This window comes from Streptococcus oralis SK610, from assembly GCF_000257455.1.
Taxonomy (GTDB): domain Bacteria; phylum Bacillota; class Bacilli; order Lactobacillales; family Streptococcaceae; genus Streptococcus; species Streptococcus oralis_CB.
On sequence record NZ_AJKQ01000006.1, the window covers coordinates 165,790 to 190,735 of the forward strand.

The 24,946-nt window shown below is 43.3% G+C and carries 24 protein-coding genes and 1 pseudogene; 7 read left to right on the forward strand and 18 right to left on the reverse strand.

Going from position 1 to position 24,946, the window contains the following annotated elements:
• Positions 1-34: 34 nt before the first annotated feature.
• The 8 genes and pseudogenes from HMPREF1115_RS04410 to HMPREF1115_RS04440 form a co-directional block, all read right to left on the reverse strand.
• Positions 35-661 carry a hypothetical protein gene (locus tag HMPREF1115_RS04410; RefSeq protein ID WP_000673204.1) on the reverse strand — a complete coding sequence of 209 codons (627 nt, stop codon included), beginning with the start codon at positions 659-661 and terminating at the stop codon, positions 35-37.
• A 141-nt stretch (positions 662-802) separates the two neighbouring features.
• Positions 803-1,477: a CPBP family intramembrane glutamic endopeptidase gene (locus HMPREF1115_RS04415; RefSeq protein WP_000823101.1), complete on the reverse strand. Its 675-nt coding sequence runs from the start codon at positions 1,475-1,477 to the stop codon at positions 803-805.
• Positions 1,478-1,661: 184 nt separating this feature from the next.
• A complete protein-coding gene (locus HMPREF1115_RS04420; protein WP_000720901.1) occupies positions 1,662-2,330 on the reverse strand; it encodes a CPBP family intramembrane glutamic endopeptidase in 669 nt (222 codons plus the stop codon).
• 46 nt (positions 2,331-2,376) lie between these two features.
• A pseudogene (locus HMPREF1115_RS11795) lies at positions 2,377-2,502 on the reverse strand (XRE family transcriptional regulator); the annotation flags it as partial.
• 104 nt (positions 2,503-2,606) lie between these two features.
• A complete protein-coding gene (tsaD, locus tag HMPREF1115_RS04425) occupies positions 2,607-3,617 on the reverse strand; it encodes a tRNA (adenosine(37)-N6)-threonylcarbamoyltransferase complex transferase subunit TsaD (protein ID WP_000655083.1) in 1,011 nt (336 codons plus the stop codon).
• Positions 3,607-4,059, reverse strand: coding sequence for a ribosomal protein S18-alanine N-acetyltransferase (gene rimI, locus HMPREF1115_RS04430; RefSeq protein WP_000593857.1), 453 nt, complete (start codon positions 4,057-4,059; stop codon positions 3,607-3,609). The genes tsaD and rimI overlap by 11 nt, the downstream gene beginning before the upstream one ends.
• On the reverse strand, positions 4,056-4,742 hold the full coding sequence (gene tsaB / locus HMPREF1115_RS04435; RefSeq protein ID WP_000683867.1) for a tRNA (adenosine(37)-N6)-threonylcarbamoyltransferase complex dimerization subunit type 1 TsaB: 687 nt from the start codon (positions 4,740-4,742) through the stop codon (positions 4,056-4,058). The genes rimI and tsaB overlap by 4 nt, the downstream gene beginning before the upstream one ends.
• Positions 4,743-4,751: 9 nt before the next feature.
• Positions 4,752-5,216, reverse strand: coding sequence for a MarR family winged helix-turn-helix transcriptional regulator (locus HMPREF1115_RS04440; protein ID WP_000225125.1), 465 nt, complete (start codon positions 5,214-5,216; stop codon positions 4,752-4,754).
• Positions 5,217-5,348: 132 nt separating this feature from the next.
• On the opposite strand from HMPREF1115_RS04440, the gene HMPREF1115_RS04445 reads away from it, so the two are divergent.
• The 3 genes from HMPREF1115_RS04445 (at position 5,349) to rnjA (ending at position 8,545) form a co-directional block, all read left to right on the forward strand.
• Positions 5,349-6,398 (forward strand): SDR family oxidoreductase, encoded by a 1,050-nt coding sequence (locus HMPREF1115_RS04445; protein WP_000188661.1) that lies wholly within the window; start codon positions 5,349-5,351, stop codon positions 6,396-6,398.
• Positions 6,399-6,630: 232 nt separating this feature from the next.
• Positions 6,631-6,864 carry a DNA-dependent RNA polymerase subunit epsilon gene (locus HMPREF1115_RS04450; RefSeq protein ID WP_000639587.1) on the forward strand — a complete coding sequence of 78 codons (234 nt, stop codon included), beginning with the start codon at positions 6,631-6,633 and terminating at the stop codon, positions 6,862-6,864.
• 1 nt (position 6,865) lies between these two features.
• Entirely contained in the window at positions 6,866-8,545 is a 1,680-nt protein-coding gene (rnjA, locus tag HMPREF1115_RS04455; protein WP_000331970.1) for a ribonuclease J1, read from the forward strand.
• Positions 8,546-8,849: 304 nt separating this feature from the next.
• On the opposite strand, the gene mnmG is transcribed toward rnjA, so the two are convergent.
• The 7 genes from mnmG to apf form a co-directional block, all read right to left on the reverse strand.
• Positions 8,850-10,763, reverse strand: a complete 1,914-nt coding sequence (mnmG, locus tag HMPREF1115_RS04460) for a tRNA uridine-5-carboxymethylaminomethyl(34) synthesis enzyme MnmG (RefSeq protein ID WP_000221904.1) — start codon at positions 10,761-10,763, stop codon at positions 8,850-8,852.
• Between the two features lie 8 nt (positions 10,764-10,771).
• A complete protein-coding gene (locus HMPREF1115_RS04465; RefSeq protein ID WP_000193640.1) occupies positions 10,772-11,227 on the reverse strand; it encodes an NUDIX hydrolase in 456 nt (151 codons plus the stop codon).
• Between the two features lie 140 nt (positions 11,228-11,367).
• Positions 11,368-12,489, reverse strand: coding sequence for a tRNA 2-thiouridine(34) synthase MnmA (mnmA, locus tag HMPREF1115_RS04470; protein ID WP_001282944.1), 1,122 nt, complete (start codon positions 12,487-12,489; stop codon positions 11,368-11,370).
• Positions 12,490-12,917: 428 nt separating this feature from the next.
• A complete protein-coding gene (gene argH / locus HMPREF1115_RS04475; RefSeq protein WP_001125687.1) occupies positions 12,918-14,309 on the reverse strand; it encodes an argininosuccinate lyase in 1,392 nt (463 codons plus the stop codon).
• 27 nt (positions 14,310-14,336) lie between these two features.
• Positions 14,337-15,533, reverse strand: coding sequence for an argininosuccinate synthase (locus HMPREF1115_RS04480; protein WP_000031911.1), 1,197 nt, complete (start codon positions 15,531-15,533; stop codon positions 14,337-14,339).
• 15 nt (positions 15,534-15,548) lie between these two features.
• A complete protein-coding gene (locus HMPREF1115_RS04485) occupies positions 15,549-16,355 on the reverse strand; it encodes an ABC transporter substrate-binding protein (protein ID WP_001045246.1) in 807 nt (268 codons plus the stop codon).
• 279 nt (positions 16,356-16,634) lie between these two features.
• The gene (gene apf, locus HMPREF1115_RS04490) at positions 16,635-17,267 is read right to left on the reverse strand and encodes an aggregation-promoting factor (RefSeq protein ID WP_000060323.1); all 633 of its coding nucleotides are present in this window, start codon (positions 17,265-17,267) and stop codon (positions 16,635-16,637) included.
• Positions 17,268-17,508: 241 nt separating this feature from the next.
• On the opposite strand from apf, the gene sdaAB reads away from it, so the two are divergent.
• Genes sdaAB through HMPREF1115_RS04505 form a run of 3 tightly spaced genes read left to right on the forward strand, consistent with a single transcriptional unit; the run spans position 17,509 to position 19,719 of the window.
• Positions 17,509-18,180 carry an L-serine ammonia-lyase, iron-sulfur-dependent subunit beta gene (sdaAB, locus tag HMPREF1115_RS04495; protein ID WP_000555868.1) on the forward strand — a complete coding sequence of 224 codons (672 nt, stop codon included), beginning with the start codon at positions 17,509-17,511 and terminating at the stop codon, positions 18,178-18,180.
• 8 nt (positions 18,181-18,188) lie between these two features.
• On the forward strand, positions 18,189-19,061 hold the full coding sequence (gene sdaAA / locus HMPREF1115_RS04500; RefSeq protein WP_000500029.1) for an L-serine ammonia-lyase, iron-sulfur-dependent, subunit alpha: 873 nt from the start codon (positions 18,189-18,191) through the stop codon (positions 19,059-19,061).
• A 28-nt stretch (positions 19,062-19,089) separates the two neighbouring features.
• On the forward strand, positions 19,090-19,719 hold the full coding sequence (locus HMPREF1115_RS04505; RefSeq protein ID WP_001139322.1) for an HAD-IA family hydrolase: 630 nt from the start codon (positions 19,090-19,092) through the stop codon (positions 19,717-19,719).
• 288 nt (positions 19,720-20,007) lie between these two features.
• Here the strand turns inward: HMPREF1115_RS04505 and HMPREF1115_RS04510 are convergent, their stop codons facing one another.
• The 3 genes from HMPREF1115_RS04510 to HMPREF1115_RS04520 form a co-directional block, all read right to left on the reverse strand.
• Positions 20,008-20,430 (reverse strand): DUF805 domain-containing protein, encoded by a 423-nt coding sequence (locus HMPREF1115_RS04510; protein ID WP_000947291.1) that lies wholly within the window; start codon positions 20,428-20,430, stop codon positions 20,008-20,010.
• Between the two features lie 249 nt (positions 20,431-20,679).
• Positions 20,680-22,530 (reverse strand): nucleoside-diphosphate sugar epimerase/dehydratase, encoded by a 1,851-nt coding sequence (locus HMPREF1115_RS04515; protein WP_001035727.1) that lies wholly within the window; start codon positions 22,528-22,530, stop codon positions 20,680-20,682.
• 75 nt (positions 22,531-22,605) lie between these two features.
• Positions 22,606-23,436, reverse strand: a complete 831-nt coding sequence (locus HMPREF1115_RS04520; RefSeq protein ID WP_001114308.1) for a glycosyltransferase — start codon at positions 23,434-23,436, stop codon at positions 22,606-22,608.
• 221 nt (positions 23,437-23,657) lie between these two features.
• On the opposite strand from HMPREF1115_RS04520, the gene HMPREF1115_RS04525 reads away from it, so the two are divergent.
• A complete protein-coding gene (locus tag HMPREF1115_RS04525) occupies positions 23,658-24,824 on the forward strand; it encodes a CynX/NimT family MFS transporter (RefSeq protein WP_000744870.1) in 1,167 nt (388 codons plus the stop codon).
• Positions 24,825-24,946 lie beyond the last annotated feature (122 nt).

Below are 24,946 nucleotides of genomic sequence, written 5' to 3' on the forward strand. Positions count from 1 at the left end.
CTGACTCTTTATTCTATGGTATAGAAGGAAAGGACTACGATGCATGCCTCCGATATTGACTAATCCCAACCCCATACTCCTTATCTTCAGGCTTTTCATGATATCCAAGTTCTGTCGAATAAACCTCGACCCAGAGATCCTCCGTTTGCCCTTGTAATTTGACTTTATATTGATAAGAATCTTGATCTAGTCCTACCATTTCAACTGTCATAGACTGATAGTCTGGTAAAGATTCAATTTCTGTTTTTATAGCCTGCGATAATTTGCCAAGTAGTTCTTTCTGTTCCATTTTTGAAGCAACAGGAAAAGAAGCCCTCGCTTTTTCCAAGGTATGCCATTTTGAAAATGTAAAATCTGCGCGGATAGTATAGCCTTCCCATCTCATATTTTCGTAGTAGTAGAAAAGACGCCCTGTTTTATAAAAATACGGATCTTCTGCACGCCAAGTATCGCGATAGGCCATTTCCTCCTCTTCCACGACTTTGTCAGCTGCTATAAATGTATTTTCAAAAGATTCTACAGACATATAAAACGAAAGCGATTTAAATAGGACTAACTGCGTACTAGGAAATTCCAAATTTTTAAAATTTTGGTAAGATTTTATAAATAAGATTATCACTCCAAGAGCAAGCAAACCACTGATTATTTTTGTAAATTTCATATTTCTACTATACTAAAAAACTCTATGATTGACAAACTTTGATAGAGTCGGATGCTGTGAAGGGTAAGTGACAAACCGCCATAATAAGAAAAAGACTGGGAAGCCAGTCTTATTTATACGATGTTAAAAATTCTGCTAAACCTAATACCCAAACACCAGTAAACTGACAATGATTAAGAAACTATTCCACAAGATATGTAAGGCCATAGGCCAATAGATAGAACGACTATAGCGAAATAGTATACCAAATAGCAAACCTACTCCTGCGTACACGATAAAATCTGTTAACACCCATCCATGTTGTAAAATATGGATGAGACTAAAGAGAGTGGAGGAAACGATGACATCAACATAGTATGTTTTAAATTTAGCTAGAGCTGTCATCAGAAGACCACGAAAGACCAATTCTTCAACTATCGGAGCAATGAGACTGCCATAGAGAATGCGCGTTACAAAGTAACTAATTCCTGTCAAATTAGCTGCTTCTTTCACAATTGCACTCCCATTTTGCGTGCTGGGAAAGATATGAGTCGTTATATTTACCCACAAAAACATCAATAGAAAGAAAAGAAAGAAGATACCCAGATACGACCAACGGAACTGGAATCGACCGTACTCTTTCCAACGTTGACTCTTTACAAGAAGTGCAGTAGCAGCAATTCCCTCAATTACTATAAATAAAATTTGAATCCCATAAAATCCAAAATCGGATAACTGGTTCACTGAGTCTAATTTTGCTACAAGATTAAAAATCGAGTAATAGGACACGAGCACCAAAATTGTCCCTAAATAAAATTTCGTTTCTTTCCTTTTCATAGTTGATCCTTTTAAGTTTTATCTGCGTCTTCTTTCAGCCAAACCTTCCCAAAGTCCTTTCGTCCAATCAAAAGCACCGTAAGGTCTTGGTCCAGCACTACAAACTGACTCTATTAGAACTGACTCGGGAATTTCTATGTCACAGCTAGTGTTCTCTTTTGCTAATTAGGATTATTGAAAACCTCTAAAACAACAAGGGGAGAATTTGAGCAATGGCATTATTGACTATATGCAGTCCAATAGGCCAATAAATGGACTTGGTCACTCTAAATAAGACTGCAAATATGAGACCACCACCCATATATGAGAAAAAGTCTGTCAAAACCCAACCGTGACTACTAATGTGCAAGATTCCAAACAAAGCAGCCGAACCGAGCACATCCAGTCCCCATTTCTTCCCTTTTTCCAGAGCGGTCATCACCAACCCACGATAAATTATCTCTTCAAAAATGGGACCTGCAATTACAGGATAGAAAAAATACATCAAAAATGCTGTAGCCCCTGTAAAAGTCGGAATGGAGAGTTGATAAGAAATTTCATTTTTGGTAGGTGGGAAAAGATAAAATGTTACGAAATTCCAAATAACGAAAGCAAGAAGTGCTAAAAAGGAATAGAAAAGATAAGAACCTTTAAATTTTCTACTGTTGATTTTCTGCCATTTCCCTGACCAAACCATAACAATAAAAGCAAGCAGAACCACAAGAAAATTCAACAACATATCTGACAAATAATAGGCAAAATCAGATAGGCCCGCAGCAAGGTCGCTGTGTAAGAGCAGACGAATGAAGAACTGGTCAGCAATGACAAGTAGAATCGTTACAAACAAGTAATAGCGTGAGATTATCTTTTTCATTTTATTTTCTCCTATACTATGAAATAAAGGCAGCATAACACGAAATCTGTTCCAGTTCGAAGTTGGATAGCTGGGATGCTGTCAGTCCATCACAAGCCACATCTGACTGCTTGAGTTTTCTCGCCAGGCGCAATTCCTTGTAAAATTCTCCCAATTCCATTCTCCCAATCATCTGACCACCTCCTAATTTTTACATATTATATCACCATTTCTACAGTTTTGTCAAAATATTCTGACATTTAAGGAGGGCAAAAAAGCCAGCTTCAAGCTGACTCTTTATTCCATGGTATCAAAGGCAAGACTTGGTTTGGCATTGAGGTCCAAGTCTGCAAAGTTTTCTTTGTTCCACTCGCTGACGCTGGCATAGGCAATCATGCCTGCATTGTCTCCGCAGAGACGCAGGGGTGGAATGATGACCTTGACATCTGTGATTTCGGCTGCCAAGCGTTCTCTAAGACCTTTATTAGCTGCTACACCACCTGCGACAACTAGGGTTTTTACAGGGTATTTTTCTAAAGCTTTCTTGGTTTTTACCATGAGAATATCCATGACAGCTGCTTGGAAGGAAGCACACAAATCCTCTGTAGACAAGCTTTCTCCCTTTTGCTCAGCATTGTGGTGAAGATTGATAAAGGCAGATTTCAAACCTGAGAATGAGAACTCCAGATTGTCTTCCTTGATCATGGCACGAGGGAAGTCATAAACATCCTGACCTTGATGGGCCAACTCGTCAATCTCACGACCTGCTGGATAAGTCAAGCCCATGACACGACCGACCTTGTCATAAGCCTCCCCAACTGCATCGTCTCGTGTCTCCCCAACAATCTTGTAATCGCCAGCCTCTGACACATAGACCAACTCCGTGTGTCCTCCGCTGACCAAGAGTGCTAGGAGAGGAAACTCCAAAGTCTCCACACTCTGAGCTGCCATGAGGTGCCCAGCCATGTGGTTGACGGGGATAAGTGGCAAGCCATGCGCCCAAGCAAAGGCCTTGGCAGCTGACAAACCAACTAGCAGAGCTCCAACCAAGCCCGGTCCATAGGTAACCGCCACAGCTGTTATGTCCTCTTCGGTAATCCCTGCTTCTGCTAGCGCCTCCTCAATACAGGCTGTAATAACCTCGACATGGTGACGACTGGCCACTTCTGGCACTACACCCCCAAAACGTTTGTGACTCTCAATTTGACTCGCAATGACATTACTCAAAAGCTCAGTCTCATTCTTCAGAACCGCCACACTGGTCTCATCGCAAGATGTCTCAAAAGCTAAAATATATCTATCTTTCATGGATCTCTCTTTTCATGACAATCGCATCTTCTATCGGCGCATGGTAGTAGGCCTTCCGCCGCGCGATTTCTTCAAATTTTTCTTTTTTGTAAAATAGCAGAGCTGGCCTGTTCGACTCCCTCACTTCGAGGAAAATTTCTTTGTCGGCAGGCAAAAAGTCAAACAAGGCTGTCGCGATTTTCTGCCCCTGATAGCTAGGCAATATGGCAATCTGCAGGACTTCCGCTTCAAAGTCTGTTTCCTGCCATACTAAGAAGCCGACAAGTCGACTTTCATCTTCTGCTAGTGCACAACTGTTCACATCCGAACGCAGAACCTCTGCCACTTGGTCCGCTGTCCAAGGGCTGACCTCATAGACTGCAAGTAAGAGCTGTTCCAGCTCTTCTGCTAGAACTGCCACGTCCACATCCGAGCTGTCGCTCCATTTTCTCAACTTAATCATAGGCGCTGAATGTAAGAATCACTGGATTCCTTGTGATTCTTGAGCCAATTTTCCTCGGCTTCTACCCGCTTGAGATAGTTAGGAACAAAGTCATGAATGGACTGGGCAGGCAGGTCTAGACCGAGACGACCAATAGCTGCCGCATCTGGCAAGCTTGGCTGAATGGCAGCCTGAGGAAGAGCAGCTCCAATCTGCTCCGCAAAAACCGCTGTCTCTCCGACAAAGGTGACTGGTTGGTTAGTAGCGCCAGCTATTTCCAAAACCTCTGCCAAAGGCAGATGAGCCTCTGGCCGTACAACATGACCAGACTGGTAAAAGCCAGCATAAACATTATTGCGGCGGGCATCCATGATAGGAATGACCAAGCCTTCCGCCTGCTCTGGGACTAAAGCCAGCAAACTAGACACACCAACCAACTCGATGTTCAGAGTGTGAGCCAAGGTCTTAGCAGTTGCTACCGCAATTCGCAAACCTGTGTAGCTACCTGGTCCCTGAGCAACTACGATACGATCCAAATCCGTCGGCTTCATGTCCAGACTATTCGTCAGAAAATCAATAGCCGGCATCAGGGTAATGCTGTGGTTTTTCTTTATATTTAAAGTCATCTGCGCCAGCAAGGTCTCGTCCTCTAAAATCGCGAGCGTCAGCGCCTTACTTGACGTATCAAAAGCTGCAATCTTCATGCTTATCCTCTATTTTTCCTCTTGCCGCCAAAGTGAGCGGCGTTTTAATTTGTCTTCGTAGAAACTATCTACCAAAAATTCCTCTAAAATCTGGCTAAAAGCCTCCAAATTAGGCACTTGCTGCGCCAAGTGTTTTCCAAAAATCGCTTCTTGCTCAGCAATCTTGGGCAGCAAATCCGCTCCAGCAGCAGTCAAGCTCAAGCGAGAACTGCGCTTGTCCTTGCTAGAAATTTCTTTCTTGACCAAGCCTTTTTTAATCAAAGCCTGCACCAAGCGACTAGGGCTTTTTTCCTCACAAATCAGGGATTCCCCCAAGCCCTTGAGAGACAGCGGAGCATGTTCGCCCAAAACGAGCAAGACCTCGCTTTGATTGGGCGTAATTCCCAAAGGCTCTAGCAACTTCCCATATTCTCTCGTCGCTAAGCTCTCTGCACTTCTAAACAAATAACCAAATCGAATTCCTTCTGCTACCACGCTGCTCTCCTTTCAAAAATCACTTCTATACTATTTTACACTAGATTAGGTAAATTGTTGACAATTTTAGTTAAAAAATATAAAATCCTAAATAGATGATATGTCATCTATTTGCAAAAGGAGGAAAAACGGATGACCCCAAACCCTACAAATCAAAAACCAGCTAGAACAATGACCCACGCTTTTGTGACTGGTGCGACCGGTCTTTTAGGAAATAATCTCGTGCGTGCTCTGCTAAAAGAAAACATTCAAGTGACCGCTCTCGTTCGCTCCGAGGAAAAAGCGCGCAAACAATTTGCCGACCTGCCTATCCAGATTGTCAAGGGGGATATTTTAGAGCCCGAAAGCTATCGTGACTATTTAGCAGGCTGCGACAGCCTCTTTCATACCGCTGCTTTTTTCCGCGATAATTATAAAGGCGGCAAGCACTGGCAGGAGCTCTACGACACTAATATTATAGGCGCAAATAACCTCCTAGAAGCTGCTTACGAGGCTGGTATCCGCCAATTTGTCCATACTTCCTCCTGTGTCGTACTGGAAGGTGAGGCCAATCAGCTAATTGATGAAAGCATGTCTCGCTCAAAAGATACTCCTTTTGATTACTATCGCAGCAAGATTTTGAGTGAAGAGGCCGTTCGTGATTTCTTGGACAAGCATTCAGATGTTTTCGGTTGCTTTATCTTGCCGAGTGTAATGTTGGGGCCTAGAGACCTTGGTCCGACCTCCAGTGGGCAGCTGATTATCAATTTTGTAGAGCAAAAACTTCCAGGTATCTTAAAGGCTAGCTATAATATGGTGGATGCTAGAGATGTAGCAGATATTCATCTCCGCGCTATGAAATACGGACGCTCAAAGGAGCGCTATCTGGCAGTTGGACGGCAAGTGACCATGACAGAATTGTACCAAATACTGGAAAAAATCACTGGCGTTCCCGCCCCCAAGCGCAAGATCTCCCCTCTTTTCGTCAAAATCTATGCCCAAGCAAGTGAGCTCTACCACCGGCTCACCAAAAAACCAATTTTGGTTACCAATGAGCTCGCTCATCTCATGGCCGAAGAATATCTCAAAAGTAATTTTAGCTTTGCCAAAACCGAGAGCGAGCTAGGCGGACAGCATCGCCCTCTCGAAGAAAGCTTAGCTGACGTGGTAGATTGGTACCGCAAGCACGGCTATCTCTCATAAGATTAAAAATATCCAGAACAGGCATTTCAGGAATATGGAATCCGAATACTTTTAGACTAAATCACTCTTACATTTTCTTATCTCCACCTTTTACTATTCCCTTATTTTATGGTATAATTATTATAATTGTAACGAATCAGGATTAATCCACTACTCAGAATTAAATAAAAGAAAACAGCTAATCAGCTGTTGTTTTCTGCAGGTTAATCATGAAAATATGAAAGGAAATGTAATGATTTACAAAGTTTTTTATCAGGAAACAAAAGAGCGCAGTCCGCGCCGTGAAACAACACGCTCACTCTACCTAGACATCGATGCTAGCTCAGAACTTGAGGGCCGTATCGCTGCTCGCCAACTTGTCGAAGAAAACCGCCCAGAGTACAACATCGAGTATATCGAACTCTTGTCTGACAAATTGCTAGATTACGAAAAAGAAACTGGCGCTTTCGAGATTACGGAGTTCTAATATGGCCTACACTCTTAAACCTGAAGAAGTCGGCGTTTTTGCCATCGGTGGTCTGGGAGAAATCGGGAAAAACACATACGGAATTGAATACCAAGACGAGATTATCATCGTCGATGCTGGGATTAAATTCCCAGAAGATGACTTGCTTGGTATCGACTATGTTATTCCCGACTACTCTTACATCGTGGACAATATCGACCGCGTCAAGGCCGTTTTGATTACACACGGACACGAGGACCACATCGGTGGGATTCCTTTCCTGCTCAAGCAAGCAAATGTCCCTATCTATGCTGGACCGCTTGCCTTGGCTTTGATCCGTGGGAAACTCGAAGAACACGGGCTCTTGCGCAACGCCAAACTTTACGAAATCAATCACAACACTGAGTTGACCTTTAAAAATCTCAAGGCAACTTTCTTTAGAACCACTCACTCTATTCCAGAGCCTTTGGGGATTGTCATTCATACTCCTCAAGGTAAAATCGTCTGTACGGGTGACTTTAAGTTTGACTTCACTCCAGTTGGGGAACCTGCAGACTTGCACCGGATGGCAGCTCTTGGTGAAGAGGGTGTTCTCTGTCTCCTCTCTGACTCGACAAACGCAGAAGTGCCAACCTTTACCAACTCTGAAAAAGTTGTTGGTCAGTCCATTATGAAGATTATCCAAGGCATTGAAGGACGTATCATCTTTGCATCCTTTGCCTCAAATATTTTCCGTCTCCAGCAGGCAACGGATGCCGCTGTTAAGACTGGACGCAAGATTGCGGTCTTTGGACGTTCGATGGAAAAGGCCATTGTCAACGGTATCGAGCTTGGCTACATCAAAGCTCCTAAGGGAACCTTTATCGAGCCAAATGAAATCAAAGACTACCCAGCGGGCGAGGTTCTTATCCTCTGTACAGGTAGTCAAGGGGAGCCGATGGCAGCCCTCTCTCGTATCGCCAACGGAACCCACCGTCAGGTGCAACTCCAACCCGGCGATACCGTTATCTTCTCTTCTAGCCCAATCCCTGGAAATACCACTAGCGTCAACAAGCTGATTAATATCATTTCTGAAGCTGGCGTCGAAGTCATTCACGGTAAAATTAACAATATCCACACCTCTGGACACGGTGGTCAGCAAGAGCAAAAACTCATGCTCCGCTTGATCAAGCCAAAATACTTCATGCCTGTCCATGGTGAATACCGTATGCAGAAAGTCCATGCTGGACTAGCGGTGGATACTGGTGTTGAGAAGGACAATATCTTTATCATGAGCAATGGTGATGTGCTTGCCCTTACTGCTAACTCTGCTCGTATCGCAGGTCATTTCAACGCCCAAGACATCTATGTCGATGGAAATCGTATCGGCGAAATCGGTGCAGCCGTCCTCAAAGACCGTCGTGATCTATCCGAAGACGGTGTCGTTCTGGCAGTCGCAACTGTTGACTTCAAGTCTAAAATGATCTTGTCTGGTCCTGATATCCTCAGCCGAGGCTTTGTCTACATGAGAGAATCTGGTGACTTGATTCGCCAAAGCCAGCGGATCCTCTTCAATGCCATTCGTATCGCATTGAAAAACAAAGATGCTAGCGTGCAATCTGTCAATGGTGCCATTGTCAACGCCATTCGTCCCTTCCTCTATGAAAATACGGAACGTGAGCCGATTATCATCCCGATGATCCTCACACCAGACGAAGAATAATACTCTTTGAAAATCAAATTCAAACCACGTCAGCTTCGCCTTGTCGTACTCAAGTACAGCCTTCGGCTAACTTTCTAGTTTGCTCTTTGATTTTCATTGAGTACAAGTCAACAAAACAGCCCCGTCTTCGGAGCTGTTTTTTTCTATGCTTTTTTGAGAATAAAACTCAATAAAAATCGAAATCAGACTAGAAGGCTAGGCGAAAGCATAACTTGAGTTAGCTCCCATAGTTCGGGGAACTATGGGAGGCTGGAGATGAATCAAAGCCAAGCTTTGAACTCATTCGTAAGAAGCCGACGACGTATCATTTTGATTTTTGAAGAGTTTTAGAAATACTACGATTTTTACCTTCTAAGTACACCATCAAAATAGAAATATCTGCTGGATTTACTCCCGAAATACGGCTGGCTTGGCCGATGGTTTCTGGATTGATGAGTTTGAACTTTTGGCGAGCTTCTGTCGCAATCGAGTCAATGTCATCCCAGTCGATATTGGCTGGAATGCGTTTTTCTTCCATGCGTTTCATCTTGGCAACCTGATCCATGGCTTTGGAAATATATCCCTCGTACTTGATTTCTGTTTCAATCAATTCGATAATCTTGTCATCCAAGTCCTCAGCAGCTGGTCCGATGAAGGCCACCACATCCTGGTAAGAAACTTCTGGACGACGAAGGAATTCCTTGGCTGTAACCGCATCTGTCAACGGCTTGAAGCCCATCTCCTCAACCTTGGCATTGGTTTCCTTGACCGGCTTGAGTTTGATGCTGTCTAAACGCTTCATTTCATTGTCAAATTGATTTTTCTTGATTTCAAAACGAGCCCAGCGTTCATCATCAACGAGGCCAATCTCGCGCCCCATCTCTGTCAAACGCATATCGGCATTGTCATGACGGAGGATGAGACGGTATTCAGCACGACTGGTCAAGAGACGATAGGGTTCAATAGTTCCCTTGGTCACCAAGTCATCAATCATGACCCCGATATAACCGTCGCTTCGCTTCAAAATCAACTCTGGCTTGCCTTGGATTTTTAGAGCCGCATTGATACCAGCGATAATCCCTTGGCCAGCAGCTTCTTCGTAACCTGACGTTCCATTTGTCTGACCAGCAGTAAAAAGACCTGAAATTTTCTTGGTTTCCAGAGTAGCACGCAACTGGTGTGGCAAGACCATGTCGTACTCAATGGCATAACCAGTACGCATCATTTCAGCATTTTCCAAACCTTTGATGGAATGAACCAAATCACGTTGGACATCCTCAGGTAGACTGGTTGAAAGACCCTGGACATAGACTTCCTCTGTATTGCGCCCTTCTGGCTCAAGGAAGAGTTGGTGACGTTCCTTGTCCGCAAAGCGAACAATCTTGTCCTCAATCGACGGACAGTAACGAGGTCCCACACCCTTAACTACACCTGTAAACATAGGCGCACGATGGAGGTTGTTTTGGATAATCTCATGGCTGGTGCCGTTGGTATAGGTCAACCAGCATGGCACCTGGTCTTTGACATAATCCTCATCACGCGAAGTATAAGAGAAGTGATTTGGCGCCTCGTCTCCTGGCTGAATCTCTGTAACATCGTAATTGATAGAAGAAGCCTTGACACGTGGAGGTGTTCCTGTCTTGAAACGACCAATTTCGAGGCCTAATTCCTTAAGGTTATCAGCAAGGTTAATCGAAGCTAGACTGTGGTTAGGGCCAGACGAGTACTTAAGGTCTCCGATGATAATTTCCCCACGGAGTGCAGTCCCTGTCGTCACGATAACAGCCTTGGCAGCATACTCTTGATGGGTCGCTGTACGAACACCGACAACCTTGCCATCTTCCACCAAAATCTCATCAATCATGGTTTGACGAAGGGTCAGATTCTCTTGATTTTCAACTGTTTTGCGCATTTCCTTAGAGTAAAGCTCCTTGTCAGCCTGCGCACGAAGGGCACGGACAGCTGGACCTTTCCCAGTGTTGAGCATCTTCATCTGGATGTAGGTCTTGTCAATGGTTTTAGCCATTTCACCACCAAGGGCATCCACTTCACGCACGACAATCCCCTTGGCAGAGCCACCGATAGAAGGATTACAAGGCATGAAAGCCAGCATTTCAATGTTGATGGTCGCAAGCAATACCTTGCAGCCCATACGGCTAGCAGCTAGAGATGCCTCCACCCCAGCGTGCCCCGCACCGATTACAATAATATCGTATTCTTCCGTAAAATTATAAGTCATTTTCTCTCCTATTCCTCAAGATGAATGTGTCTTAGTTGGCCGTCCCAATCTGGTAGGGCTATTTTTAAAAAGGCTGGAACTAGCTGGATATTCTGGAGTTCATCCAAGTCAATCCACTCACAAGGCTGCCTTTTCTCATCTTCCTGCATGGTCAATGGAGCTTCTTCAAGCAAATTCACCAGGTAATGAAACTCGATGTTGTGATAGGAAACACCGTCCTGTTCAAAACGATTTTCAACCACGAAAGCTAGCTGCTTAGCTTGAGCTTTGACACCCAGTTCTTCCCTCACTTCACGGACTACCGCGCCTTCCGTGCTTTCATTGACTTGAATCGCACCGCCAATAGTGTAATACTTACCCTTATCTTTGGTAACTAGGAGCTTGCCATTTTGGAGAATCAAGGCTGTCGCTCGAACACCAAAAACAGTATTTTCCACTTTTGTCCGAAAGTCTTGTTGAGTCATTTTTATCCTTTCCTTTAAACGACACAAAAACAGTCAAAACTCGTAAGAAGTGCAGGACAAAAAAGCCTGCAACATCCATGAGCTTTGACCATCATTTCTATTGCTTTTATTATTGTAGCAAATTGAGAAAATTTGTCAATCTAAATGTACTGACAAACTTGTCCATCGCGGTAGGCATTGTCAATCAAACCACCGCCGAGACACTCTTCGCCATCGTAAAAGACAACTGCCTGTCCTGGTGTGATTGCGCGCTGTGGCTCCGCAAAGATGACCTCTGCCTTGTCTCCTTTGACATGGACGGTCACCTTAGAATCAGGCTGACGGTAGCGGAATTTAGCCGTACATTCTAGCGTAAACTCTTCAGGCATGTCACGAGTAAAGTGGACTTGACTGGCTTCTAGGCTTGTTGACATGAGCGAATCATGGTAGAAGCCTTGTCCGACATAGAGGATATTCTTGCTCAGGTCTTTTCCGACAACGAACCAAGGCGCATTATCACCGCCGTGTTGGCCACCGATACCGAGTCCGCCACGCTGACCAATCGTATAATACATCAGACCAGCATGTTCACCCATATCGCGACCATCCACAGTCATCATGCGACCAGGCTGGGCTGGCAGGTAGTTGCTGAGAAAGTTTTTAAAGTTCTTTTCTCCGATAAAGCAAATCCCTGTCGAATCTTTCTTCTTGGCAGTCGCAAGGCCTGCTTCTTCTGCGAGTCTGCGAACTTCAGGCTTTTCCAAATGTCCCAATGGGAACATGGTTTTTTGGAGTTGTTCCTGCGAAAGTTGACTGAGGAAATAGGTCTGGTCCTTGCCATTGTCCACGCCACGAAGCATGTGAACGATGCCATCCTCATCACGCGCCACTCGAGCATAATGCCCAGTCGCTACATAGTCTGCACCCAAGGTCATAGCATAGTCCAAAAAGGCCTTGAACTTGATCTCCTTATTGCACATAACATCTGGATTTGGCGTGCGCCCTGCACGGTATTCCGCTAGGAAATACTCAAAAACGCGGTCCCAGTACTCTTTTTCAAAATTGACAGAGTAGTAAGGAATGCCGATCTGGTCTGCCACCGCAGCCACATCCTTGTAATCTTCGGTCGCCGTACAGACGCCGTTTTCATCTGTGTCATCCCAGTTCTTCATGAAGATACCGATCACATCGTAGCCCTGCTCCTTGAGCAAGAGAGCCGTCACCGACGAATCAACACCACCACTCATCCCTACGACAACACGTGTCTTAGAGTTATCACTCATGGTAAGTCTCCCATCTATTCGTTTATTTATACCCCTCAAAATTCTATTTACTATGACTTTCAATAGAATTTATTTGAGTATAGTTATTTCGTTTGCTTTTAGGAGTAAAATGGTCTGGGAGACCATTTTAGCCTATCATCTTAAAATGAAAATATGATAGGCAACGAGTCGCGGACATAACTTGAGTTCGCTCAATCAGTCTGGGAGACTGATTGAGGTTATAAATCAGACAAGCTCAGCTTGCATCTCATTGCGAGTTAACGACGTAATAAAAGATAAACGAAATGACTAGTTCACGATTGAAGGTCGTGTGTGCTTTAACGATTGAAGGTCGCTTGAGCAGTATTCATTATAACACGCTTGGTTGGAGAAGACAAGAAAGAGGCTGATAAATCACCTCAACCTCTCTTTCTTACTTTGCAAACGAATCAATTTTCCTCTTTAAGTTCTTTCTTCGCCTGTTCTATCTGGTATTTCACTTGCTCAAAGCCGGTTCCTCCTAAGGAATTCCGTCTCTGAACAGCGGTTTCTGGGCGCAAGTAGATATAAATATCCTCTTCAATCAAGGGATGGTAGGCTTGCAACTCCTTCAAATCCCAATCTTGGATATTTTTACTATGCTTGATAGAGTCTAGAACCAATTTCCCTACTATTTCATGCGCTTCTCTAAAGGGGAGTCCTTTCTCAGCCAAATAATCTGCCAGTTCGGTCGCATTCGAAAAATCATTCTCTGTGGATTGCTGCATTTTGGTCTTATTAACCTGCATGCTCGATAGCATACCTGCCAACACATCCAGAGAATTTAAAATCGTTTCTACTGTATCAAACATGCCTTCCTTGTCCTCTTGCAAATCCTTATTATAGGCCAGAGGCAAAGACTTCATGACGGTCAATAGTCCAAGTAAGTGCCCGTAAACCCTTCCTGTCTTCCCTCGAATCAATTCGGCCATATCAGGATTTTTCTTCTGGGGCATGATAGATGAACCCGTTGAAAAGCTATCAGACAAGCTAATGTACTGATACTCAAAACTGCACCAATTGATGATTTCCTCACAAAAACGGCTCATATGCATCATCAAAATGCTGGCATTTGATAGAAATTCCAAGATAAAATCACGGTCACTCACTGCGTCCAAGGAATTGGTATAGGGTTGTTGGAAGCCCAATAAATCACTCGATAATTGACGATTGATTGGAAAAGTTGTCCCCGCCAAGGCAGCCGCACCCAGGGGAGATAGGTCCGTATGTTTCAAGTTAAATGCAAAGCGCTCGCTATCCCTTTGGAACATATTGTAATAAGCCATGAGATGGTGGGCAAAACTAATCGGTTGGGCGTGCTGCAAATGAGTATAGCCTGGCATGATGGTTTCCACATGTTTTTCAGCCAAATCCAGCAAAACACTGTTCAGATTCGCCAACTTATCCAAAACATGCCCAAGCTGCTCCTTTAGATATAAGTGCATATCCGTTGCGACTTGGTCATTCCGAGAACGAGCCGTGTGTAGTTTCCCAGCAAGAGGACCGATTTTCTCTGTCAGCAACACTTCCATATTCATATGAATATCTTCATTTGCAATATCAAAATGAAGCTCTCCTGCCTCTAAATCTCGCAACAAAGCTTTCAAACCATCTTGGATCTGCTCCGCCTCTTCCAAGCTTAAAATGCCAGTCTGTCCTAGCATTTGAACATGAGCTAAGGAGCCCATCAAATCAAATTTTGCCAGCTGGTGATCAAAGGAAATACTCGCACCGAACTGCTCTACCCAATCTTCCACAGTGCCTTCAAATCGACCACCCCATAATTTTGTATTTTTCGGCATATCCTGTCGTCCCTTTCTATCGCGTCACTACTCAACATTTTTCTGAACTTCTGAATAAACCTTAGTCGGAAGCCCCCAAAGCTTGATAAATCCAACAGCCGCATCTTGGTCAAAGGTATCCGCACTGGTATAAGTCGCCAAATTTTCATCGTAAAGAGAATTTGGAGATTTCCGCGCCACTACCTGGGCGTTCCCCTTATAAAGTTTAACTTTTGCAGTTCCATTGACAACTTTCTGTGTCTCCTTGATATAGGCAATCAAAGCCTGAGTTGCTGGGCTAAACCACAAGGCATTATAGATGAGATTGGACAACTCATTTTCGATAATAGGTTTGAAATGAGCCACTTCTCTCACAAGAGTCAAGTCCTCAATCTCCTTATGAGCTGCCAATAAAGTCACAGCGCCTGGGCACTCATAAATCTCTCTTGACTTAATACCAACTAGGCGATTTTCCACATGATCAATACGACCGACACCGTGTTTGCCTGCAATTTCATTTAGCTTTTGAATCAAATCCGCCACTTTCATCTTCTCACCATTGAGGGAGATGGGCACCCCGTAGCTAAACTCAATGTCAATAAATTCTGGACTGTCTGGCGCCTCTTCTGGCGAAGATGTGATTCCAAATGCTTCTTCTGGCGCTTGGTTCCAAGGGTTTTCCAAAACACCACATTCATTTGCACGTCCCCATAGATTTTGATCGACAGAGTAAGGATTGTCTAGGTCAGCAGGAACTGGGACCCCATTTTCTTTGGCATATTGGATTTCTTCTTCACGAGACCATTTCCACTCACGAACAGGCGCAACTACTTTTAGATTGGGATCCAAAGCTGCAATAGAGACTTCAAACCGAACTTGGTCGTTTCCCTTACCTGTACAACCATGGGCAATTGTGGTTGCCCCCGTCTGATGAGCTATTTCAACGAGTTTTTTTGAAATAAGAGGGCGACTCAGAGCAGATACCAAGGGGTACTTTTGTTCGTAGTAGGCATGAGCCTGAAGGGCCACTAAAACATAGTCATTAGCAAATTCTTCCTTAACATCAATGACATAAGACTCAACAGCCCCAACCTTGAGAGCTTTATCATGGATGAACTCCAAATCTTTTCCTTCACCCACATCCATACAAACAGCGATCACATCATAGTCTTTTTTTAACCATGTAATAGCAACTGATGTATCCAATCCACCTGAATAGGCTAAAATGACTTTTTCCTTACTCATTTCTCTTCCTTCTTTCTATTTTTCGATAGAGGCTTTAAAAGCATCGTCAATCAATTTGTCCAACTCCCCAGAATCCTTCAACTTCTGGATGGTTTTATCAACCGCCTCTTTTAATTCTTTACTGTCTTTTTTCATCGCAACAGCGTAGGAATCTTCTTTGTCATTGTCAAAATCAAACTCAGCGATGGCTAGGTCTGAATTATTCTCTACAAATCCTTTCGCCACTGGTTCCTCAAAGATAACCGCATCCAGTTGCCCTGATTTCAAATCTGTTATCAAATTTCCATTTTTAGGAAGTGAAACGAGAGAAGAATTCTGCAAGGTTTCTTTGGCTAAAGTTTCCTGGATAGAACCTTTCTGCGCTCCAACCTTTTTCTGAGCCAAATCCTTGACTGATTGGTAATTCGTTAATTCAGATTTTCTTACGATAACCTTATTTTTTGAAGTGTAGTAGGGAATTGAAAAATCGTAAACTTGACTTCTCTCTTCCGTTTTAGAAACACCTGATATGGCAAGATCGGCCTTGCCTGAATCAAGACTAGCCAGTACATTGTCAAAACTCATTGGAGAGAACTCCACTTCTACACCTAGTTCTTTTGCGATGGCTTTGGCTAGTTCAACATCTGAACCTACAATCTGATTTTTCCCATCAACCAATTTCTGGTATTCGAATGGAGCAAACTCTGGATTTAGGGCCACCACCAATTTTCCTTTAGCCTTAATGGCTTCAACACCTTGGGATTGATTGTTACTACAAGCAAATAATAAGGGAAACATAAGCAAACCAAACATCGTCATCAACACCTTCTTCACTTTATTCATAGAAGAGCCTCCTTTTATTTTTATACTTTATTATTGTATAAATAATACTCTTCTCATTCTTGTTTGTCAAGGAAAAACTGTATTTTATTTCATTTAAATCAAGAAAAAGCTTATTATATGATATATTTTTACACATAGTAAGCTTATTTATACTATTTGAGTTTTAAAACAATTTGAAGAATTTCGTCAAAATTATACAAACAGAACATTACTGAGAAGATCCTTACGCTTTTTGTTATAGAGAAACAAAAAAAAGAGCCCTAAAGGACTCTTGTATTCTTAATACCAACCGTTGTTAAGCCAGAAGTTCTTGGCAGCTGTCCATGAACCGTAACGTCCTGCAACGTAGGCATCTGCTACACGTTCTTGGTTTTCAGCTGAGTAGTCACCGTTCAAGTATGAATCTGTCAATTGGTAACGTCCGATGTAACGTCCGTTTGTAGCAGTGTAGCTACCACCTGATTCTTTTTGAGCGATCCATTCTTTGGCTTCTGCTTCAGAACCACTTACAGTAGAAGCTGCTGCAGTGTTGCTTTCTGCTGCTGAAGCTGCTGGAGTTGCAGGTGCAGCTGGGGCTTCATAAGTTGTTGTTGCTGCTGGAGCTTCTTCAACTGTTTCTGTAGCTACTGGAGCTGTTTCTTCCGTTGTTGCTGCTGGAGCTACAGTAGAAGCTGTTCCTTCGATAACCAAAACTTGGTCAACATAGATAAGGTGAATATCTTTGATGTTGTTTTTCGCTGCCAATTTTTCAACAGTTGTGTTGTACTTCTCAGCGATTTCTGAAAGAGTATCACCTGATTTAACTGTGTAAGTTACAGTTTCTTGGGCAGATGCAAGTGATGGAGCAAAGAAAGCAAGCAAAGTTGCTACTCCTGCGATAGTTGTTTTAATTTTTTTAGTTGTTAATGACATATCTAAAAATTCTCCTTCCATTGGATATATCTATGATACCTTTTAAATGTTACCGTTGTTTAACGGTTTTATGTAGAAATATTACAAAAATGTTTTATATTTACCGTTTTACGGAGGTTTTTGTCACAAAAGACCTTATTTTATACTATCTTTAATCATTTTAAGCTTTTGATAAGGGAAATAAGCGCAGAGGTCCATTCTTTGATATAATAGATATAAGAATCTTTGTAAGGGGAAACAGATGCACTCACTTCGTTTTCAATCTGTCTTTGACATTATCGGGCCTGTCATGATTGGCCCATCAAGTAGCCATACTGCTGGAGCTGTTCGCATCGGGAAAATCGTCTCTTCCATCTTTGACGATACGCCGACAGAAGTCGAATTCCAATTATTTAATTCATTTGCCAAAACCTACCGTGGTCATGGAACCGACCTTGCTCTCGTCGCTGGTATATTAGGTATGGATACGGACGATCCCGACATTCCAAATAGCCTTGAGATTGCCCATAAACGTGGTATCAAGATTGTCTGGACCATTCAGAAAGATAGCAACGCTCCTCATCCTAATACCACTAAAATTACTGTGAAGAATGAACACAAATCCATCAGTGTGACAGGAATTTCCATTGGTGGGGGAAATATCCAAGTTACGGAACTTAACGGCTTTGCTGTCTCTCTCAACATGAACACACCAACCATTATCATCGTGCATCAGGATGTCCCAGGTATGATTGCCCATGTTACTGAAGCCCTCTCTCGTTTCGATATCAACATCGCTCAGATGAATGTAACTCGAGAAAAAGCTGGAGAAAAAGCCATTATGATTATCGAAGTCGATAGTCGAAGTTGCGAAGAGGCGATTGAAGAAATCCGAAAAATCCCTCATCTCCATAATGTCAATTTCTTTAAGTAGGAGGAAGCATGTTTTATTCTATCAAAGAATTGGTCGAGCAGGCGGATCTAGACTTCCAAGGAAATGTCGCCGAACTCATGATTGCGACAGAATATCAACTAACCGGTCGGGAACGGCCAGAAGTTCTCCTCCTCATGGAACGCAATCTAGAAGTCATGAAAGCCTCTGTCGAGCTCGGTCTCAGTGAAAATAAATCCCGTAGTGGCTTAACGGGTGGAGACGCGGCCAAACTAGACCGCCATCTCAAAAGCGGCAAGGCCTTGTCGGACTTTACCATCCTATCAGCAGCCCGTAATGCCATCGCGGTCAATGAACACAATGCGAAGATGGGCTTGGTCTGCGCCACTCCAACCGCAGGAAGTGCTGGCTGTCTGCCAGCCGTTCTCACTGCTGCTATCCAAAAACTTGACCTTAGTCACGAAGAACAGCTGGATTTCCTCTTTGCTGCGGGTGCCTTTGGACTAGTCATCGCAAACAACGCCTCTATCTCGGGCGCTGAAGGTGGCTGCCAGGCCGAGGTTGGCTCTGCCTCTGCCATGAGTGCCGCAGCCTTGACCTTGGCTGCAGGTGGAAGCCCCTATCAGGCTAGTCAAGCCATTGCCTTTGTCATTAAAAATATGCTGGGTCTCATCTGCGACCCCGTTGCTGGTTTGGTCGAAGTTCCCTGTGTTAAGCGCAATGCCATGGGAGCCAGCTTTGCCTTTATCGCAGCAGACATGGCCTTGGCAGGTATCGAGTCTAAAATTCCTGTTGACGAAGTCATTGATGCCATGTATCAGGTCGGATCGAGCCTCCCAACTGCCTTTCGTGAAACAGCTGAGGGTGGACTCGCCGCCACACCTACTGGTCGTCGCCTACAAAAAGAAATCTTCGGCGAATAAAACTCATCTATATCTATTAGGAGAAAGTATGCCCTCTATCTCAGCAATCTTTTTTGATCTAGACGGAACCCTGGTTGACAGTTCCCTCGGGATCCACAATGCCTTTACCCATACCTTTAAAGAGCTAGGAGTTCCAAGCCCTGATGCCAAAACCATTCGTGGTTTCATGGGACCGCCACTTGAAAGTAGTTTTGCAACATGTCTTCCCAAGGAGCAAATCTCGGAGGCTGTTCAAATCTACCGTTCTTACTACAAGGAAAAAGGGATCCACGAAGCCCAGCTCTTCCCCCGAATGACAGAATTGCTTCAAGCACTTTCACAAAACTACCCTCTCTACATCACTACAACCAAGAATACTCCTACTGCTCATGATATGACTAAAAATCTGGGAATCCATCATTTCTTTGATGGTATTTACGGCTCTAGTCCTGAAACGCCACACAAGGCGGATGTCATCCGTTACGCCTTGCAAACACATCAACTCCCTGCAGACCAAGTCCTCATCATTGGGGACACCAAGTTTGATATGATTGGAGCCCAAGAAACTGGCATTAAAAAGTTCGCTGTTACTTGGGGATTTGGAGAAGAAGCTGATTTGCTCAGCTATCAACCTGACTGGATCGCCCGTACCATTGATGATATCATTAAGCAACTATAAATAATACAACATACAAAAATACTCCTAACACTAGTGAACTAGGTTGAGGAGTATTTTTTTGTATATGTTGTTAGATTCAGAAGGAATCAACTCCATGCTTAAGCAGTAATTTGATCCTGTTCTTCAGTATCTGTATCTTCATCCTTCTTACTTGGCCAAGCAAGCATCACAATAAGAGCAATCGCTCCAACGATAGGAACCAAATCAATGAAGATAAAGGCTCAGTGGAAACCAGCATCCCGTAAGCTGCGAAGCGACTCAGACGTTTTTAAATAGAGTAGAAATATCTTAATATTTTCGTACCATTTCTTCAAACCGAGAATCTTCCGTATTCTCTTTATCTTTTTCACTATTCTCTATCACTTTTTCTCCAAATCGTTGACTGGGCATAGCGAGCATAACGAGCAGTGTTATTGCACCCAAAGGAACAAATACAATAAAGATATAGGCCCAATGGATACCCACATCTCGTAAGCGACGTACTATCAGTGCTAGTAGAGGAACAAACTCTACTATAAACAAAATAATACACATACTGAAGACCGCAATATTCCTGATGGCTTTATCAGATTCTACTCCAGTAAAAAGTGAGTAGTAGGCGGGCAAGAAAATCACCATATTTAGTAGGCAAACCCACCAAAATTCTGGACGTGTGGAACGACCAGAAAAATTTGCATAGCCTTTGAAAAAACTCCTAATAGCACTCAGCATACAAAAAATCTCCTTTTGATTTTAATACTTATTTCCCAAAGTTATGTTACCAGCTTAAAAAAGAGGTAGTTTTTAGATTGTCTGAAATCACTCTCCTGATAGATCACATAACATCGTCCCTTGAATAGTTGCGCTTATTAAACCTTTGAAAGATCCGATGTTCTCTACTCTCTATTTATAAAAACCAGCTTTCTGATTCTCTCAGAAAACTGGCGATAGTTGTTTCATTATGAAAGTAGATAGCCCCTCTTACTCAGCATGGGTTGTCTCATTCGCAAAGGAAATAATCGCTTCTTTGAGCTCATCTCCGCTGAGTGAACGGAACTCTTCAATCTTTTGATCAATAGCTTCTAGAGGCATGATGTTTACCTTACCAACGAAAATCTTGTCCATGACTTGGTTATCAACCAATTCGGTCGAAACCAAGAGTTCTTCATAGAGTTTTTCCCCTGGTCGAATCCCAACTTCAACGATTGGAATTTCACTTTCTGTGTGTCCACTTAGAAGGACCATTTTCTTAGCCAAGTCATAGATCTTAACTGGTTTGCCCATATCGAGGATAAAGACTTCTCCGTCCTTGGCATAAGCGCCAGCATGGATTACTAGACGGCTAGCCTCTGGAATGGTCATGAAGTAACGTGTCATACGGAAGTCTGTCACCGTTACAGGGCCGCCTTCAGCAATCTGACGTTCAAAGACAGGAATCACGCTACCACGACTACCCAGAACATTTCCAAAACGGACTGCACAGTAGGTTGATTTGCTGCGTTGGTTAAAGCCAGTGACAATCAACTCTGCCACGCGCTTGGTTGCCCCCATAACATTGGGTGGATTGACCGCTTTGTCAGTCGAAATCATGACCATCTTAGGCACTTTGGCCTCATCCACAGCCTTGGCAACATTGTAGGTTCCGAGGATATTGTTTTTGAAGGCTTCTTTTGGATTGCGCTCCATCATCGGAACGTGCTTGTGAGCAGCGGCATGGTAGACAATGGCTGGTTTATACTGTTCAAACACCTGCAAGAGGCGATCATAGTCTTGAATATCTGCAATAACAGGAACATAATCAATCCCTTGGAATGTACGGATCAATTCATGATAAACGAGATAGATTGAGTTTTCACCATGTCCAAGCAAGACAATACGCTCGGGATTAAAGCGACTAACCTGACGACAAATCTCTGAACCAATCGAACCACCTGCCCCTGTCACCAGGATGGTCTTGCCTGTAATCTCAGTACCCAGACGCGATTCGTCGAGACGAATTTCCTGACGGCCCAAAAGGTCTGTGATATCAATTTTTTGGAAACCACTACCTGGTTGATGGAGTCCTTGAACGACTGTCTCAACCTTAGGCATCTTGTAACATTTGACGCCTAGCTTATTACACATCTGCAAGATGCGTTCGTACTCTGATGGGTCAAGCGAAGGGATCGCTACGATGACACGCTCGATTTGGTGACGTTTAGCTAATTCAGGTAGATTATCATAAGAGCCCAGAACTGGGATCCCACCTAGTTTTTGTCCCTTTTTCTTTTCATCGTTATCCAAAATCCCCACTAGCTCAAGGTCGCTAGTTGGATGTTGGTAGCTGTTCATAAAGAGGGCGCCACCATCACCAGCACCGATCAAGAAGGTACGGCGATGCTCTCCATCTCCACTACCTTGCTTGCGCTTAGAATAAATCAGCTGCCAAGTGATACGAGGAAGCAAGATGAGGAAGGTACTCAACAAAATGAAGAGTACGATGAAACGGATAGAAAACAATGGAAGAAAGGCATAGCAGATTCCATAAGAAAGAACACTGCTGAGCATCACTCCGAAAAAGATTTTCATGAAATCCGTAATCTTGCTATAACGACTGATACTAGCATTTAGCCCCCAAAACGCAATCATGATTTGATAGAGGAGGAAGGCTAAAAGAGTGTAGATCACGTAATCCACAGGCGCAGGATTTATAAGGCCATAAAACAAGATATAAGATACGATGATGGAAACCACCATACTCAAAATATCGAATATCCCCCAAAACACTTGTTTTTGCTGTTTATTTAAAATTTCAACCAGATCAATCACATAATCTGTTAGTTTTTTATTCATAGGAATTTACTCCCCCTTAAAAGAGTCAGATGATACTGTTGTTATGATAGCCTAAATCATTCAGTCTATCGGGGCTTACTTTCTCTTTCTTAAAAGTTTGACGAAGATAAACTGACGTACAAAGCCTGGACAAAGTGCAACAATTGCCTGAATGGCTACACTTTTAGCATATTCCATGTAAGAAATTTGCCCTCGCTCAAGCATGCGCTGGCGAGCTTGACGATAGAGTCTAAGGTAACGCAAGCCACCTCGACGCTCAAACATCCCTGCACCGACACGAACCTTACACAAGATTTGATCTAGGTTCCCAGTCTTGGCACCTGCAGCAATCATATTGAGCCAAAGGAGGTCATCCTCCATGTAAAGGCCATCTTCATAGTTGCCCGCCTTGAGGACCCTGTCCTTTTTGAACATGACTGTCATATGGTTAAAGGCGCTTCTCATTCTCTGATAAGCCACAATGTCTGCGTGCTGAGTTGGAACACGACGATAAGACACAATCTCATCTGGATTGTCAATGAACTCTGCGATATGCCCACCTAAGAGATCGAGATCTTCTTTCTCCATTAGCTGAAGCTGTTTCTCAAAACGATCCGGAACGGCTAAATCATCCGTATCCATGCGAGCAATAATATCATACTGGCACTGTAAAACGCCGTATCGAAGAGCCAAGCCTAAACCTTGATTTTCTTCTAAGGGGCACCGTTTCACTGGAATTTCTGACTGAGCTTCCACTTCATCTAGCACCTGATAGAGTTCGGGTGTGAGCGGGCCGTCCTCAACAAGAACAAGTTCGCTCGGTTTCAAGGTCTGGTTTTGAACACTTTTGATAGCATCCCTTAAAAACGTCGGATTTTCCTTTACATAGACCGACATCAAGACGCTGATTTTTTGCTTTTCAGGCACAGTTTTTCTCCAATGTATAGATTTCCTTCCACTATTTTATCACAAAATTTCCTAGTTTCCTATTTTTATATCAAATCAAGGAAAATTCTAGTAAAGAAATCTGTCTCTTTTCACTTTATTTTCACTTCCATTGATTGAACTGTCTTGCCTGTCATTACTTGACATTATAAGTAAAAAACCTTAAAATAAGCTGTTATTAAAATCATCTTATCGAGGTTTTTATGAAAAAACAATCGCTCTTTTTTGTTCTAGGAATTGTCTTAATCGGGACCGTTTTACGCTCTCCTTTTACTGCTCTTCCAACTATTTTAGGAGATATTGCTCAGGGACTAGGAGTGGAGGTTAGCTCTCTTGGGATTTTAACCAGTCTCCCTCTCTTGATGTTTGCTCTTTTCTCTGCTTTTGCGAGTCGCTTGGCACAAAAGATCGGGTTAGAGCATCTCTTTACTTACTGTCTCCTCCTCTTAACTGTTGGCTCTGTCATTCGGATTCTCAATCTTCCCCTTCTCTATCTAGGAACTCTGATCATCGGAGCAAGCATTGCGATCTTCAATGTACTCCTCCCAAGTATGATCCAGGCAAATCAGCCTCAAAAGATTAGTTTCCTAACAACTCTCTATGTCACTGCCATGGGAATTTCGACAGCCATCGCTTCATATCTTTCGGTCCCTATCACCCAAGCTAGTTCTTGGAAGGGCCTCATCCTCGTTCTCAGCTTTCTCTGTCTGGTCACTCTGCTAGTCTGGTTGCCAAATCATCGCCACAACCACCACCTAGAAAGCCAAAAAGAAAAGCAAGTCAAAGAGAATATTCTAAAAAGTAAAGATGTCTGGGCTATCATTATCTTTGGCGGGCTTCAGTCCTTGCTCTTTTATACAAGTATGACTTGGTTACCAACTATGGCTGTTAGTGCTGGTATTTCTAATAGTGATGCGGCTCTCCTCGCTTCTATTTTCTCACTGATCAGCATTCCTTTTTCAATGACTGTTCCAAGTCTGACGACTCGTCTATCAGATGGTCACCGTCGAATCATGCTAACAATTATCTCTATCGCTGGGATGACAGGAATTGCCATGCTCTTGTATCCAGCCAATAATTTCCTCTACTGGTTAGTCGTCCATCTCTTGATTGGAACGGCCTGCAGTGCCCTCTTCCCCTACCTCATGCTTTGCTTTTCTCTTAAAACCAGTTCTCCTGAAAAGACAGCTCAGCTATCAGGACTAGCGCAAACAGGGGGCTACATCTTAGCTGCTTTTGGACCTGCCTTGTTTGGTTATAGTTTTGAACTTTTCCAATCTTGGATCCCAGCTGTCCTTGCCCTTCTAGCTGTTGACATCATCATGACCGTCTCACTCTTTATGGTGGATCGAGCTGATAAAATCCTCTAAACTTCTAGTTTATACTAGGAGTTTTTTATATGTAAAATTTTTACACATATTTCTTGACAGGGCTTTCAACTTGAGATACAATATATTTGAAAAGAGTATATATAAAATTTTTATATAATATA

Bases quoted from the DNA above. Each gene is read 5' to 3' on its own strand.
- HMPREF1115_RS04445 (WP_000188661.1), top strand. From the start codon at position 5,349: ATGACCCCAAACCCTACAAATCAAAAACCAGCTAGAACAATGACCCAC.
- HMPREF1115_RS04450 (WP_000639587.1), top strand. From the start codon at position 6,631: ATGATTTACAAAGTTTTTTATCAGGAAACAAAAGAGCGCAGTCCGCGC.
- sdaAB (WP_000555868.1), top strand. From the start codon at position 17,509: ATGCACTCACTTCGTTTTCAATCTGTCTTTGACATTATCGGGCCTGTC.
- HMPREF1115_RS04410 (WP_000673204.1), bottom strand. From the start codon at position 661: ATGAAATTTACAAAAATAATCAGTGGTTTGCTTGCTCTTGGAGTGATA.
- rimI (WP_000593857.1), bottom strand. From the start codon at position 4,059: ATGATTAAGTTGAGAAAATGGAGCGACAGCTCGGATGTGGACGTGGCA.
- mnmG (WP_000221904.1), bottom strand. From the start codon at position 10,763: ATGACTTATAATTTTACGGAAGAATACGATATTATTGTAATCGGTGCG.
- HMPREF1115_RS04465 (WP_000193640.1), bottom strand. From the start codon at position 11,227: ATGACTCAACAAGACTTTCGGACAAAAGTGGAAAATACTGTTTTTGGT.
- HMPREF1115_RS04485 (WP_001045246.1), bottom strand. From the start codon at position 16,355: ATGAATAAAGTGAAGAAGGTGTTGATGACGATGTTTGGTTTGCTTATG.
- HMPREF1115_RS04510 (WP_000947291.1), bottom strand. From the start codon at position 20,430: ATGCTGAGTGCTATTAGGAGTTTTTTCAAAGGCTATGCAAATTTTTCT.
- HMPREF1115_RS04525 (WP_000744870.1), top strand. From the start codon at position 23,658: ATGAAAAAACAATCGCTCTTTTTTGTTCTAGGAATTGTCTTAATCGGG.
- apf (WP_000060323.1), bottom strand. From the start codon at position 17,267: ATGTCATTAACAACTAAAAAAATTAAAACAACTATCGCAGGAGTAGCA.
- rnjA (WP_000331970.1), top strand. From the start codon at position 6,866: ATGGCCTACACTCTTAAACCTGAAGAAGTCGGCGTTTTTGCCATCGGT.
- tsaB (WP_000683867.1), bottom strand. From the start codon at position 4,742: ATGAAGATTGCAGCTTTTGATACGTCAAGTAAGGCGCTGACGCTCGCG.
- HMPREF1115_RS04480 (WP_000031911.1), bottom strand. From the start codon at position 15,533: ATGAGTAAGGAAAAAGTCATTTTAGCCTATTCAGGTGGATTGGATACA.
- HMPREF1115_RS04515 (WP_001035727.1), bottom strand. From the start codon at position 22,530: ATGAATAAAAAACTAACAGATTATGTGATTGATCTGGTTGAAATTTTA.
- HMPREF1115_RS04415 (WP_000823101.1), bottom strand. From the start codon at position 1,477: ATGAAAAGGAAAGAAACGAAATTTTATTTAGGGACAATTTTGGTGCTC.
- HMPREF1115_RS04420 (WP_000720901.1), bottom strand. From the start codon at position 2,330: ATGAAAAAGATAATCTCACGCTATTACTTGTTTGTAACGATTCTACTT.
- argH (WP_001125687.1), bottom strand. From the start codon at position 14,309: ATGCCGAAAAATACAAAATTATGGGGTGGTCGATTTGAAGGCACTGTG.
- mnmA (WP_001282944.1), bottom strand. From the start codon at position 12,489: ATGAGTGATAACTCTAAGACACGTGTTGTCGTAGGGATGAGTGGTGGT.
- tsaD (WP_000655083.1), bottom strand. From the start codon at position 3,617: ATGAAAGATAGATATATTTTAGCTTTTGAGACATCTTGCGATGAGACC.
- sdaAA (WP_000500029.1), top strand. From the start codon at position 18,189: ATGTTTTATTCTATCAAAGAATTGGTCGAGCAGGCGGATCTAGACTTC.
- HMPREF1115_RS04505 (WP_001139322.1), top strand. From the start codon at position 19,090: ATGCCCTCTATCTCAGCAATCTTTTTTGATCTAGACGGAACCCTGGTT.